Source organism: Pseudoclavibacter sp. AY1H1 (assembly GCF_002931055.1).
In the GTDB taxonomy this organism is placed as follows: Bacteria; Actinomycetota; Actinomycetes; order Actinomycetales; family Microbacteriaceae; genus Pseudoclavibacter.
Genome location: NZ_PSXX01000013.1, coordinates 96,327 through 109,538, shown reverse-complemented (window position 1 = coordinate 109,538; position 13,212 = coordinate 96,327). Strand labels below are relative to the sequence as shown.

Annotated in this window: 11 protein-coding genes; 1 reads left to right on the top strand and 10 read right to left on the bottom strand. The window is 69.9% G+C overall.

Annotation, left to right across the window (positions count from 1 at the left end; translation table 11 throughout):
- Window positions 1–41: 41 nt before the first annotated feature.
- The 10 genes from C5E05_RS16980 to C5E05_RS16930 all read right to left on the bottom strand — a co-directional run bounded on the left by C5E05_RS16980 (window position 42) and on the right by C5E05_RS16930 (window position 12,294).
- A complete protein-coding gene (locus tag C5E05_RS16980; RefSeq protein WP_219819572.1) occupies window positions 42–1,070 on the bottom strand; it encodes a LacI family DNA-binding transcriptional regulator in 1,029 nt (342 codons plus the stop codon).
- Complete coding sequence (locus C5E05_RS16975; RefSeq protein WP_104342577.1) at window positions 1,067–2,287, bottom strand: fumarylacetoacetate hydrolase family protein; 1,221 nt, start codon at window positions 2,285–2,287, stop codon at window positions 1,067–1,069. Before C5E05_RS16975 ends, C5E05_RS16980 begins: the two co-directional genes overlap by 4 nt.
- 755 nt (window positions 2,288–3,042) lie before the next feature.
- Window positions 3,043–3,837, bottom strand: coding sequence for an enoyl-CoA hydratase/isomerase family protein (locus C5E05_RS16965; protein WP_104298179.1), 795 nt, complete (start codon window positions 3,835–3,837; stop codon window positions 3,043–3,045).
- Window positions 3,834–5,099, bottom strand: a complete 1,266-nt coding sequence (locus C5E05_RS16960; protein ID WP_146081157.1) for an extracellular solute-binding protein — start codon at window positions 5,097–5,099, stop codon at window positions 3,834–3,836. Before C5E05_RS16960 ends, C5E05_RS16965 begins: the two co-directional genes overlap by 4 nt.
- Entirely contained in the window at window positions 5,096–6,529 is a 1,434-nt protein-coding gene (locus C5E05_RS16955) for a CaiB/BaiF CoA-transferase family protein (protein ID WP_104342576.1), read from the bottom strand. The genes C5E05_RS16960 and C5E05_RS16955 overlap by 4 nt, the downstream gene beginning before the upstream one ends.
- A 98-nt stretch (window positions 6,530–6,627) precedes the next feature.
- On the bottom strand, window positions 6,628–7,815 hold the full coding sequence (locus tag C5E05_RS16950) for an aldose 1-epimerase family protein (RefSeq protein WP_219819571.1): 1,188 nt from the start codon (window positions 7,813–7,815) through the stop codon (window positions 6,628–6,630).
- Window positions 7,812–8,567, bottom strand: a complete 756-nt coding sequence (locus C5E05_RS16945) for an SDR family NAD(P)-dependent oxidoreductase (RefSeq protein WP_104244933.1) — start codon at window positions 8,565–8,567, stop codon at window positions 7,812–7,814. Before C5E05_RS16945 ends, C5E05_RS16950 begins: the two co-directional genes overlap by 4 nt.
- 171 nt (window positions 8,568–8,738) lie before the next feature.
- Complete coding sequence (locus C5E05_RS16940; RefSeq protein ID WP_104298177.1) at window positions 8,739–9,653, bottom strand: sugar phosphate isomerase/epimerase; 915 nt, start codon at window positions 9,651–9,653, stop codon at window positions 8,739–8,741.
- Window positions 9,654–9,723: 70 nt separating this feature from the next.
- Complete coding sequence (locus C5E05_RS16935; RefSeq protein WP_219819570.1) at window positions 9,724–10,869, bottom strand: Gfo/Idh/MocA family protein; 1,146 nt, start codon at window positions 10,867–10,869, stop codon at window positions 9,724–9,726.
- Window positions 10,870–11,148: 279 nt separating this feature from the next.
- Window positions 11,149–12,294, bottom strand: coding sequence for a mandelate racemase/muconate lactonizing enzyme family protein (locus C5E05_RS16930; protein ID WP_104244937.1), 1,146 nt, complete (start codon window positions 12,292–12,294; stop codon window positions 11,149–11,151).
- Between the two features lie 121 nt (window positions 12,295–12,415).
- Here C5E05_RS16930 and C5E05_RS16925 point away from each other — a divergent pair, with 121 nt between their 5' ends.
- The gene (locus C5E05_RS16925; protein WP_104342575.1) at window positions 12,416–13,147 is read left to right on the top strand and encodes a FadR/GntR family transcriptional regulator; all 732 of its coding nucleotides are present in this window, start codon (window positions 12,416–12,418) and stop codon (window positions 13,145–13,147) included.
- Window positions 13,148–13,212 lie beyond the last annotated feature (65 nt).

Here is a 13,212-nt window from a genome sequence, read left to right as displayed (position 1 = left end):
GACGTGCGTGGCGGGGTCGAAGCTCACCTCTGGGGCGGGGGCTAGGCGCTCTCGCGGGCCACGATCTCGAAGCCGAGGTCGACCGTCTCCCCCTGGGGAGCATCCGCGCCACCACGACTCATGCGCGCCAGCAGCAGCTCGCCCGCCTTCGTGCCGATCTCACGGTTCGGCACAGCAACCGTCGTGAGCGTGGGCGTGAGGTGCGATGACAACTCGAAGTCGCCGAACCCCGTCACCGCGAGCTCACCCGGCACGGAGACCCCGCGGCGAGCACACTCCAGCACGGCACCCGCCGCGAAGACATCGCTCGCGAACATGAGCGCATCGGTCTCGGGATGCTCGCGGAGCGCCGCGTCGAGCAGGTCACGGCCAGTCTCGAGGTCCACCGACGCGACCCCGGAGTCGACGACCCGCACCGGCTCGCCCGGGTACAGCTCGGCGACCGAGGCCTCGAAGCTCTCGCGTCTCGCCGCGGCGCGGAAGTCGCCGGACTGGAAGGAGCCCGCGAACGTCGGATGCTCGTACCCCTTGCCCTGCACGTACTCGACGAGCGCGCGGATGGCGTCCTCGTTGGAGAAGCCGATCAGGTTGTCGACGGGGTTCTCGCTCGAATCCCACGCCTCGACGACGGGGATCCCGGATGCACGCAGCAGCGTCGATGCCGCATCCGTGTGCTGGGCGCCGACGATGAACATGCCATCCGGCCGACGCCCCAGGAACGCGCGGACGAGCTCCTCCTCATGCTCGGGGCTGTACCCCGTCGTGCCGATGAACAGCTGATAGCCGAACGGCGAGAGCATCGCCTCCAAGCCGTGCAGCGCATCCGCGAACACGGACGCGGAGATCGACGGGACGATCGCAGCGACGGTCATCGACCGGTTCGACGCGAGGTTCGACGCGGCCAGGTTCGGCACGTAGCCGAGCGCGCCGATCGCCGACTGCACCCGCTCGAGCGTGTCAGCGGACACCAGCTCCGGCGTCCGCAGCACCCGCGACACCGTCTGCGGTGAGACGCCCGCAGACGCGGCGACGTCGGTGAGCGTCACCTTCTGCGTCGACCGCCTGGTCACAGCAGCCTTCTGGCCGCCAGGTTGCGCATGAGCGCTGCGATCCCGAATGTCCACGGCGCACACCCCTCACTGCTCTGTACCTGGCCCACCAGACTACCGAGGGCAGGTGAGGAGATGCGCACGACGTCCCCGGCGTGGTGCGTGAAGCCATGGTCGGGCTGATCGCGGTCGACGATGGGCGCGAACATGGTGCCGAGCATCAGCACGGCCCCGTCCGGGTACTGGTGGTGGGGGCCGAGCAGCTGGGCGGCGAGGTCGGCGGGGTCGCGGGAGATCTGGGCGAGGTCCGACGACCCGTGCAGCGTGAAGCCGTCGAGGCCCACGATGTCGAGCTCCACGGTCATCCCCCGCACCGAGTCGAGGTCGAAGTCGCCGTCGAACAGACGGATGAACGGGCCGAGTCCGCACGACGCGTTGTTGTCCTTCGCCTTCGGCAGCAGCAGCGCCGAACGGCCCTCGATGTCGCGCAGGTTCACGTCGTTCGCGAGCGTCGCGCCCACGATCGCGCCCGTGGATGCGATGAGCAGCGCCACCTCCGGCTCCGGGTTGTTCCACTCAGAGGAGGAGTGCACGCCCACCTGGACGGCCGTGCCCATCGCGGACAGCGTCGGGCCCTTCGTGAAGATCTCCGCGTCGGGTCCGATGCCGACCTCGAGGTACTGGCTCCACAGGTCCTCTCCCACGAGGTACGCCTTGAGGGCCGTCGCCTCCTCCGAACCCGGCTTGAGGCTCGCGAGGTCCGTGCCGATCTCGGCGAGGATCTGCTCGCGCATCCGTGCCGCCGCCTCGATGTCGCCGCGCACCCGCTCCTCGATGACCCGCTCGATCATGGAGACCGCGAACGTCACGCCGGCTGCCTTCAGCACGTGGAGGTCGACGGGGGCGAGGAGCCACGGCTTCGACTCGTCGCGGGTATCGGGCTCCGTGTTCGCGAAGAGCTCCTCGAGCGACCCAAGGCTGGGCACATCCGTTGCCGCAGCCCGCACGGCCGCGGCCGGGTCGGGGGCCTCGGTGATGTCGCTCACCGTCGCGAACGTCCGGCTCAGGTCGAGCACGCCCGCCTCGGTCACGAGAACCGGAGACGGGCCGCCGACAGCGGGGTCCCAGACTCGACCGACGAGGGTGCCGGTCGTGCCGTCGGCCGGGAGCGCCTGGGCTGCGCTGCCCGACCATCCTGCGGCCGCCTGCTGGCCTGCGGCCGTCTGCTGCGATGTCATGTGAGCTCCTGAGGTTCTGGTCGTGAAGATTGTGTCGTGAGGCGTGGGGCGTGGGGCGTGGGGCGTGGGGCGTGAGGCTCGGGTCTCGGGTCTCGGGTCTCGGGTCTGCACCCCACCCGATTCGGGATGGGTTTCACGCTTCGGGATGGTTTGCATCCCATCCCGAAGCGTGAAAGCCATCCCGAATCGAAAGTGGGCGGGTCAAGCGAGGTCCTCGAGTTCGGGCCGGAGGTGGAGTGGCGTGCGGTGGCGCGGCGTGGCGTTCCGTGGCGAGGCGTGCGGTGGCGAGGCGTGCCATGCGCCACCCGATTCGGGATGGGTTTCACGCTTCGAGATGGTTTGCATCCCATCCCGAGGCGAGGAAGCCATCCCGAATCGAAAGTGGGCGGGTCCAGCGAGGTCCTCGAGTTCGGGCCGGAGGTGGCGTGGCGAGGCGTGGCGAGGCGTGCCGTGCGCCACCCGATTCGGGATGGGTTTCACGCTTCGGGATGGTTTGCATCCCATCCCGAGGCGAGGAAGCCATCCCGAATCGAAAGTGGGGCGGGGTCTGGTGGGGTGGACGAGGACTCGGAGACGGGACGGGACGGGACGGGACTGGACGGGACTGGACTGGACTGGACTGGACGGGACGGGACGGGACTGGACGGGACGGGACGGGACGGGATAGACGAGACGAGACGAGACGAGACAGGACGAGACGAGACGAGGTGCGGCGGGGTGGGACAGGACGTGCGGCAGCATGGCGCGAGCCGTGGCTAACGGCGGCGGAAGGTGCCCTGGCGCTTCTCGGCGAAGGCGGCGCGGCCCTCGTCGGCGTCGGCGGTCGCGAAGGTGATGGTCTGGAGGTCGCGTTCGTAGGCGACGGCCGCGTCCTGGCCCATGTTGAACGAGGCGCGGAGGTTGGCCTTCGCCGTCTCGGCGGCGATGGGCGGGCGGGATGCGATGGTCGCGGCGAGCTCACGGGCGCGTGCGAGCAGCTGCTCCCCTGGCAGCACCTCGGACACGATGCCCCAGGCCTGAGCCTGCTGCGCGGAGATGGGGTCCCCGGTGAGGAGCATGAGGGCGGCGTTGCTGGCGCCGGCCGAGTGGGCGAGGAACGAGGCCATGCCGCCTCCGCCGATCCAGCCGAGCTTGATCTCTGGGGCGGCGAGCGACGCGGTGTCGGCGGCGAGGCGGATGTCGCAGATCATGGCCGTCTCGAGTCCGCCGCCGAAGGCGTAGCCGTTGATGGCGGCGATGATCGGCTTGCGCAGCGCTCGGAGTGCGTCGCAGTAGTCCTCGCGGTTGCGGAAGTCCCACGGGGTCGCGTACTTGTCGAGGGAGCGGATGTCGCTGCCCGCACAGAACGAGCGCTCGCCGGCCCCGGTGAGGATCACGACGCGCACGTCGTCGCTCTCGTTGGCCCAGGTCGCGACGCTGACGAGGGCGTCGGACATCTCCTGCGTCACCGAGTTGAGCTTCGCGGGGCGGTTGATGGTGACGGTCGCGGTGAAGCCGTCGAGGTCGACGAGGATCTCGTCGGTCTCCAGCTGGGGAACGCTGCCGGTCATGGGGTGACTCCTGAGGTGGTTGGGGTGGCTGGGTGGATGCGCGTGGCTGGGGCATCGATGCGCGTGGATGCAGCGAAGGCCGCATCCAGCGCGTCGAGGCACCGCTCGGCGGGGGCTGACGAGGCTGCAGCGTCGGTCGACGAGGAGGCATCGCCGAGCAGCGCGTCGCGGAGCAGCGCGGACGCCGCGGTCTGGAAGGCGATGTACCCGTCGTAGCGGGGCCGCACCCAGGACTCTTCGATGGTCGTCGCGGTGTTGGCGTAGAAGTCGTGCGAGGCCTCGTTGACGGCGTCGTCGTGCCAGGCGGAGCGGAGGCCGGGCTGGCCGTCGTGCTCCGGGATGAAGGTGCGTTGCGTCTCTGCGTCGAGCAGCCACGCGAGGTGGGCGGTGAGCTCCGGGGTGACGCGGCAGCGTCTCGAGATGGCGATGCCGGTCCCGCCGATCGTGGAGCCGAGGCGGGCGGAGGTGCCCCAGCGGGGTGCATCCCGGAACTGGAGGGTGGGTGAGGAGGAGGTGACGTAGCCGTAGACGAGCGGCACGTAGGCGAGCGAGTCGGTGCTGCTCATGCGCTCGAGGAGGGCGATGGGGTTCTCGCTGTGCGTCGCCGCGGGTGAGCGGCGGGCGATGGTCGCGAGCAGCTCGAAGGCGTCGCGGGCGAGGCGGCGGGAGGAGAAGAGGGAGCCACAGTCGGGGGCGTCGGCAAGCGGCGCGCCAGCCCCCGCGAGCACGGACGCGAAGGTGAGGAAGGCGTGGGGGCCAGCCAGCGAGAGGGCCACGCTGGTGCGCTCCGAGAGGGCGAGGACGTCGTCCCAGGTGGTCGGAATCTCGCCCGCGAGGAGGTCGGCCCTGGCGGCCGAGACCTGCGTCGCGGCGTCGAGCGGCAGCGCCCACTGCGAGCCCTGGAGCGAGTAGGAGGTGAAGCTCGGGCCGATGGCGTCGGCGGCCACGCGGTCGAGCAAGGCGGCGTCGAAGATCTCCTCGAGCGGCACGAACGAGTCGCTCGCGAGCGCTTCGCCGAGGTGGGGGTGGTCGAGCACGATGAGGTCGTAGCGCTCGGCCAACTCGGCGATGGGGGCCGATTCGAAGCCTTCGAGCGGATGCGCGTCCCACTCGATCAGCGCCTGTCGGCTTCCAGGGGCTGCGGCGGTGAGCGCTGCCGCCGCTTCGAGCGCGTTCCGGCCGCGGGGGTGGTCCCAGGTGAGGCCCCGGTAGCGGGCCCCGCCCGTGCTGGTGTCCGGGGAGGACGGCGAGCTCTCGCTCATGATCGTTCGCCGGCGGCTTCCGCGTGGGCCGGCGCTGGGGCGGCCGCGGGGGCGGCCGCGGCGACGCTCTCCACGGCGACGCTCTCCGGTGCGCCTTCTCCCGGCAGCGCCGCGTCCGATCCGCCCGGCAGGACGGCGCCGTCGGCGAGCACGGCGCCGTCGAGGTGCTCCTGCACGTTCGTCAGGGTGTCGCGCACGGCGATGGCGCCGCGCTCGGCGAGCTCCGTGATGTGCGCGGCGGCGTGACCGAGCTCGCCCAGGATCTCGCGTGTGTGCTCACCGGTGAGGGGCGCGCCACGGTCGATGCGGGCGGGCGTCTTGGAGAACTTGTAGGGGAACCCCGGCGTCTTGACGAGCCCTTCGGTCGGGTGCTCGTATTCGACGAAGGTGCCGTTGTGCGCGATCTGCGGGTCGGCGACGAGGTCGGCGTAGCCGTACACGGGGCCGGCCCAGATCGAGGTCTTCGAGAAGGCGTCGAGCCAGTGCGCGCTCGTGTTGGTCGCGAGGCGGGCGGCGGTCTTGGCGAAGACCTCGTCGCGGAGGCGCCACGAGTCGTCGAGCGTGTGGAGGCCGATGAAGCTGTCCTCCCCGATCGTGCGGCCGAGCTCTTCGAGGTCGGGCATGGCAAGCACGATGAAGCCGTCCGAGGTCGCGAAGGAGCCGTAGGGCGAGCGGATATAGACGTGCGCGTGCGGTTCGGCGCTGCGCTGCTGGGGCACGCCGCCTGCGGTGAACACGGACAGCTCCTGCATCTGCAGGGTCGTGATGGCGTCGAGCATGTTGACGGTCACGAGCTGGCCTTCGCCCGTGCGCTCCCGGTGGAAGAGCGCCGCGAGCACGCCTTCGAAGGCCGTGGATGCGGTGATGGCGTCGACGAGGTACTGGCCGGCGGCCTGCGGGGGTTCGCCGTCGCGGCCCGTGGAGAGCATGGCACCGCTCATGGCCTGGAGCAGAAGGTCCTGGCCCGGGCGCATCTTGTAGGGCCCGTCCTCGCCGTATCCGGAGACGGACACGTAGACGATGCTGGGGTTGATGGCGCGCAGCGTCTCGTAGTCGACGCCGAGGCGGGCGGCGACACCCGGCCGGTAGTTCTGGAGGAAGACGTCGCTCGTGGCGACGAGCTCTCGCAGCACTTCGCGGCCGTCGTCGGACTTGAGGTCGAGCGCGATGGAGCGCTTGTTGCGGTTGAGGGAGAGGAAGGAGACGTTGATCTCGTTGCCCGCCGCGCCTCCGGCCGGTGCGTGGCGCTGCCATTCGCCTGCTGGTGGTTCGACCTTGATGACGTCGGCGCCGAGGTCGCCGAGGCGCTGCGCGGCGAAGGGGCCGGCCATGGCGATCGAGCAGTCCAGCACGCGGATGCCGGAGAGGATCCCACCGCCTGCCCCGGAGTCTGCTTGGTGGGTGTCGCTGGTGCCGTCTGCGCCGCTCATGGTGTTCCTCGTTTCGGTGGATGCGCCGCTGGCAGCGCTAACATGTCAAGTGTAGGACGCCCGGAGCCAACCTCGTCGTCAGCCCCGGGCATGGAGGTTCATTCCGGCTGATCGCCGATAGCGCGAATAGCGGCCTCGGCCGCACTCGTCTCCGCGACACCGTCGAGCACGCGGATCGTCGTCGAGTAGCTGCGCGACTCCCCGTGTTCGAGGAACAGGGCCGTGCCATCCTGGCGCGAAGCCGCATCCCCGGACACGTGGTGCGTGCTCGGCTCGAGCCCGATGCCGTACTGGCCGCTGCGCAGGTTCTGCCACTCGAAGAAGTGGGGCATGCCCGCAGCCTCCCAGCTCAGCTCGATCCCCCGCTCGCCACCGGCCGTGATGAGCGCGACGCGGTGCCTGCCGTCGTCGCCGGCCACGAGCTCATGCTCGGTGACCTGCTCCACGAACCCGTCGATCGGAGCAGGCATGACCCGGTAGCTCGTGCCCTGCTCGGCCACCGAGTCCGACTGCCAGAGGTGCTTCGTGATGGGTGCGACGAACCTCGCACCCTCATCCAGGAAGGGCCAGCCGACGTTGATGTGGTACAGGAACATGTGAGGCGTCGGGTCGAACCCGAGGTTGTCGACGACATCGTCGAAGCGCACCTCGCGACCGTCGAAGTCGAGCTCGATCGTGCGCGTCAGGCGCAGATGCTCGCCGAACGCCGTCGCCTGGATCACCTCGCCGACGACCCGCAGCACCACTCGACCGTCACGCTCGAGCTCACGCGCCTCGAGCAGCCGCGCCGGAATCGCGGTCAGCCGCCCGTGCAGCCCGTGCGTGACGGTCTGCTTCGGCGGGTAGTTGTAGCGGGTCGCATCCACCTCGCCGCCGAAGAGCGTGTGGTCGAGCCCACCGGAGACGAGCAGCCCATCGAGCGCCCGCAGCCAGGAGAGTCCGCCCTCGTCGTTGTGCTCGTGCAGGCCGGGATGCCGGAACCCGTTGCCACTGCGCCACCCGATGGGGGCACCGCGGAAGCGCATCGAGCCGAGGTCGAACGCCCGGTCGACGAGCACCTCGAGCTCGAGGCCGGCGGAGGTGCGCAGGTCGATCGCCCGCACGCCGCGCTCCACGCCGTTGTCGAGCACCACCTGGCGGATGCCCGCCACGGCGGAGAGGTCGCCCGTGCGCCTGCGGAGATCGGCGATCGACAGCTCGGCGCCGAAGACGTCGACCCCGTCCGTGCCACCGGCGCCCGCCGCCCCGGTCCGTGCCGCCGCCCCTGAAGTCTGCTGCTCGCTCACATCATCACCCATCCGCCATCGACGTTGATCGTCTGCCCGGTCACGAAGCTCGAGTCCTTGCCCACCAGGAAGGAGATGACGCTCGCGACCTCGTCAGGGTCACCGCGCCGCTTCAGCGACTGGTGGTCGAGCACGAACTGCGTGTACTGCTCGGGGTTCTCGTGGATCTCCTCGGCCTTCGTCGGGAAGGCCCCCGGAGAGAGGAGGTTCACGCGGATCCCGAACTCGCCGAGCTCACGGGCGAGGGCCCGCGTCATTGCGACGGCGGCGCCCTTCGTCGTGACGTAGCTCGCGAGCTTGTCCCACCCGCCGCTCCACGTGATGGAGCCGATGTTGACGATCGCGCCGGTGCCGCGCTCGCGCATCAGCTCGGCCGCCGCCTGCGCCGCAACGAAGTAGCCGCGCTGGTTCACCGCGACGACGTCGTCGAACTCCTCCACCGTGATGTCGAAGAACGGCGTCGGCGGGTAGATCGCGGCATTGTTGATGAGCGCGTGCACTGGCCCGAACTCGGTTTCCGCCTCGCGCACGGCCGCCTTGATGGCGGCGGCGTCGCGCAGGTCGACCTCGAGCACGTAGGTGGGGATGCCCGCAGCCCGCAGCTCATCCGCCGTCTCCGCCAGCGTCGCGCCGCCTCGCCCGAGCACGGCGACGGCGTAGCCGTCGCGCCCGAGTCGCAGGGCGGTGGCCCGTCCGAGCGATCCGCCAGCACCGGTCACGATCGCGACCGGCTTCTCACCTGTTTCCGTCATGGTTCCTCCGGCCGAAGCCCGTTGTTGTCTGCTGACCCTGCGTGCACCGCCGCCCGCCCCGTCCAATCTCCGTGACAACTCGGCCGGACGCCACCCTCTTCGGGCGATCCGGCTCGAGTCATCACGGAAGCTGGCCGCTGCGCGCCGCGCCCCGACGGGCGCGAGCGCCGGCTAGATCGAGTACTTGCGCAGGATGTCGTCGATGAACTTCTTCGCGCGCGGGATGTCCGACTCATCGAGGTGCTCGATGATGAGCGGCGCGTTCGGGCTGCGCTCCGCGAGTCGCTGCAGGTACAGCTCGTAGTCGAGCGAGCCGAGGCCCGCGGCCGGCAGCTCGATCTCGCCGACGCCGCGGAAGGTGTGCGACGCGAGCGCGTCGTCGTCGCCGATGTCGGCGTGCTTCTCGCTCTTGTCGTCGCCCGCCCGCTTGACGTCCTTGGCGTGGGCGACGCGCACCTTGTCGGCGAGCGTGTCGAAGACCTCGTTGAGCACGCCAGCCTGGTCGTCGATGTTCGACGCGTCGAAGTAGTTGGTCGGGTCCATGAGCAGCTCGATGCCGGGCGAGCGGATGTCGTTGAACACGCGCACCGTCTCGCGGACCGAGCCGATGACGTTGTTGACGTACGTCTCGAGCAGGAAGATCGAGCCGTGGTCGTACGCTTCCTGGGCGAGCTCGGCGAGCACGTCGCGCACCTGCTCGTAGGCGTCCTCGGTCTTGTTGTGCGGGTCGCTGTCCCACTCGCTGTCCGGGTTGAAGGTGCCGGATTCGCTGATGACGTACGGCGTTCCGAAGGAGCGCGCGTTGCGGATGATCTCCTTCAGGTAGTCGACGTTCGCGCGGCGGTGGTCCGGGTCCGGGTGCACGATGTTCGTGTATCCCGAGATCGCCGAGATGGGGAGGTTGTTGTCGCGGAAGGTGTCGGCGACGAGCTTCGCCTTCTCCTTCGTGATCTGGCCCGCCGTGAGGTCGAGGTCCTTGAAGTGCAGGTCGAGCTGGACGGTGTTGAAGCCGAGCTCGCGCGCCTTCTGGGCGGTGGTCTTGAGGTCGTAGGGGAAGTATCCGCTGAAGATGCCGACTTGGATCATGAGCTTCTTTGCTCCTTCGCTTGGGGCCGTTGGCCCGTTGAGGGGTGGTGAGTGGATGCGGGGGTCGAGGTCAGAGGGGGAACTCGTCGAGGCGCACGGGGCGCCGTTCGGCGATGGAGCGGTAGCCGGCCTCGATGAGGGCGACGGTCTTGACGTTGTCTGCGACGGTGAGGGCGGGCTCGCTGCCGGTCTCGACGGCGTGCTGGAGCTGCTCCATGACGCCGATGAACGCGTGCGGGAACCAGTGCGTGTCCCAGGTGGGCGTCACCCACTTGCCGTCGGTCGACGGTCCCCCGTCGGCGCGGGCGGCCGAGGCGTACGTGATGGTCGACGGCGTGCCGCTCGGCCAGCCGATCGTGCCCTTCGCGACGCCGCGTGTCCCCTCCACTCGCCAGGTGATGGAGAAGTCGTCGTCGAACCCCTCTTCGCGCGGGCCGCCCCACACGTCTTCCGTCGAGAGGGCGAGGAGCCCGCCGGGGAAGCGCAGGGTGGAGACGACGATGCCGTCGGTGTGCGGGAACTGGGTGCGCGGGTCGGAGCGGGTGACGGTCATGATCTCGTCGGGGTCGCCGAAGAGGAAGCGGAGGACGTCGAGGTGGTGCACGCTCATGTTGGCGAGCGTGAGGCGGTCGTAGCCCTCGAGGAAGCCCTGCCAGTGGGGCACGGCCTTCATGTCGATCTCGACGAAGACGGGCTCGCCGAGCTCGCCGCGCTCGAGGAGCTGCTTGAGCACGCGGATCGACTGGTCGTAGCGCATGTTCTGGTTGACGGAGAGGATCTTGCCGGCAGCCTCGGCCTCGTCGCGGAGGGCGATGGCCTCGTCGAGCGTGAGGGCGAGGGGTTTCTGGGCCAGCACCGCCTTGACGTGCGGCTGCGCGAGGGCCTTGCGGATGAGCGCGGGCTGCAGGTCGGGCGGGTACGCGATGTCGACGATCTCGACCTCGGGGTCCTCGATGAGCTGCTCTGGGGTGTCGTGCACGGTCGGGATTCCCCACCGCTCGGCGACGCACTGGGCGTTGGCCTTGGTTCTGGAGGCGATCGCGACGACGGGGAAGCCGGCTTCGCCGTAGGCCGCGAGGTGCTGGTCTGCCATGATGGCGCCAGCGCCGATGGCGCCGATCTTGGCGGAGCGGGCCCGCACGGGGCCGTCCGGCAGGAGGGCGGCGCTGTCGGCCTCGGCCTCTCCGGCCTGCGTTTCAAGGGAACTCGTGGACACTGCGACTCCTTCGCGCCGTTGCGTGAGCGTGTGCGAACCGGATGGGAACCCGGTCTATGTGAGCGCTACTGGTAGCGCTGCCATTGCACCCAATGTACCGATGCGAGGACCCCGCCGCAAGTCCTCACGGCAGGTTCTTCGCCCGCCGATGTGATCGCACCCCAAAGGCGCCCCCACCGCGCCGAGTTGTGGCCCGACGCGCTCGTCCTGGCCGCCAGCGACACCTGCCCACAACTCTCGCGCGCCAACCGCAGCGCCCGCCGCCCACCAGGCGCCAGCTCAGCGCTCGACGCCATCGAGCACGACCCGCAGCCCAGCACGAGACGGGCGCATGTGCGGCCCGGCCGGGTCCGCCCAGCCACGCCCCGCATCCACGATCGCAGACTCGTCGATGCTGATGCCGGACCCAACCTGATCCCCGAGCACGATGCCACCGTCGGCGAACTCCTGATCGACGCTCATGCCGTGGGCCCAGTGCAGGGCCTGCACCTCGGTCGTCAGGTGATTCGGCACCGCGGTCATGGCGGCGGCGACGGCCGGATTCGTGTTGTAGCCCACCGGGCTCACGGGGAGGTTCCTGGCATCCGCCGCGTAGGCGAGGCGGAGCACGTGCGTGACCCCCCAGATGGCGCCAGCCTGCACGATGTCGGGCGCCCCCGCGTCGAAGAGCGGACGGAACTGGTCGACGCCCGTCAGGTTCTCTCCCGTCGCGACCGCCGCGCGCACCGCCGCAGACAGGCGCGCGTGACCGAGCGCATCCCAGCGCCGCAGCGGCTCCTCGACCCACAGGAGGTCGATCTCGCTCTCGATCGCGGAGACGTACCTCACCGCCTGCTTCACCTGCCACGACTCATTGGCATCGAGCATGAGGCCCGGACTCGGGGTGTTGCGAGCGAGCACGCCGCGCAGGAGCCGCAGCCGACGCAGATCGGCGACCGGGTCGACGCCGCCCTTGAGCTTGCCGGCGACGTAGCCGCGCTCGGCGAAGTCCTCATAGAAGGAGACGAGCTCGCCGTCGTCGAGTGCGATGTCGAGACCGGATGCATACCCGGGCACGAACCTGTCGCGTCCGCCGAGCAGGCGCCAGAGGGGCTCGCCGGCGAGCTTCGCCTTGAGGTCCCAGAGCGCGGCATCGAGCGTCGCGACCCCGCCGTAGGTGGCACCCGCGTGACCGGACTTGAAGACCTGCGCGAGCATCCGGTCGAAGAGCGCCGAGACACCTCGGGGGTCTTCCCCTTCGAGCGCCGGGAAGAGCCTGGCGACGTCGGCGTGCGAGCCGATGCCGACCCCCTCGACCCCCTCGTCGGTCTCGAGGATCACGATCGGGACGTCGGTGACTGCGGCGCGGATGTGGCCGTTGACGTCGCCGATCGACCGCCCCCAGTCGTGCCGGGTGGTGAGCAAGCGGAAGCCGGTGATCTTCATATCGTCCTTGATCTTCAGATGGGAGATTCAGCATACATCACACGATTTATTCGTCATACGTTTTTCTGGCTTTTGCTCGTGTGCGCGGATTCGCGGGCCACTTCGTGACTACAATCACCGCATGTCCAGCACCACGACGCCCCGGCTCGGCACCCACCGCACGCCCGCCGCGAGGCTCGGCGTGCAGGTCGTGCACGACCTCGTCTCCGCCATCGTCACCGGAGAAGTCGCACCAGGCGACCTCCTCCCCACCGAGACCGAGCTGTGCGAGAACTTCGGCGTCAGCCGCACCGTCATCCGCGAGTCCATGAAGCGCCTCGAGGAGAAGGGGATGGTCTCCGTCGTGCAAGGACGCGGAACGCAGATCGCCCCGCAGTCCGAGTGGAACATCCTCGACAAGGTCGTGCTCGGCACCATGATCGAGAACGACGAGACGCTCGGCATCCTCGACGAGCTCGCCGTCGTGCGTGGGCAGCTCGAGTCGAGCATCGCCGCGGCCGCCGCCACGAGCCGGAGCGACGACGAGCTGCGCGTCATCCACGACCACCTCGAGACCATGCACGCCACCGCCGACGAGCGCGACGCGTTCGCCGCCGCGGACGTCGCCTTCCACTTCTCCGTCATGGACACCGCCGGCGACCGCCTCGCCTCGGGCATCGCCCGCAGCCTGTCGAAGCGCGCCGGCGAGAGCAGCCGCTACTACGGCGCTCCGGGTGCCGACGCCGTGCGCCTCACCCTCGAAGAGCACGAGCGCGTCTACGCCGCCATCGAAGCCGGCGACGGCGAGGCGGCCGCCAGAGAGATGCGCGAGCACATCGCGCTCGCGTGGGAGCGACGCCGCATCCGCGACTAGCGCGGCCGGCCCCTGGGGCTCGCGCGGGCGCCGGCGCGGGCTCTGCGGCGGGCCCTGGCTCGGGC

Coding starts and splice junctions, on each gene's coding strand:
- C5E05_RS16925 (WP_104342575.1), top strand. CDS start 12,416: ATGTCCAGCACCACGACGCCCCGGCTCGGCACCCACCGCACGCCCGCC.
- C5E05_RS16930 (WP_104244937.1), bottom strand. CDS start 12,294: ATGAAGATCACCGGCTTCCGCTTGCTCACCACCCGGCACGACTGGGGG.
- C5E05_RS16940 (WP_104298177.1), bottom strand. CDS start 9,653: ATGATCCAAGTCGGCATCTTCAGCGGATACTTCCCCTACGACCTCAAG.
- C5E05_RS16955 (WP_104342576.1), bottom strand. CDS start 6,529: ATGAGCGGCGCAGACGGCACCAGCGACACCCACCAAGCAGACTCCGGG.
- C5E05_RS16965 (WP_104298179.1), bottom strand. CDS start 3,837: ATGACCGGCAGCGTTCCCCAGCTGGAGACCGACGAGATCCTCGTCGAC.
- C5E05_RS16960 (WP_146081157.1), bottom strand. CDS start 5,099: ATGAGCGAGAGCTCGCCGTCCTCCCCGGACACCAGCACGGGCGGGGCC.
- C5E05_RS16945 (WP_104244933.1), bottom strand. CDS start 8,567: ATGACGGAAACAGGTGAGAAGCCGGTCGCGATCGTGACCGGTGCTGGC.
- C5E05_RS16975 (WP_104342577.1), bottom strand. CDS start 2,287: ATGACATCGCAGCAGACGGCCGCAGGCCAGCAGGCGGCCGCAGGATGG.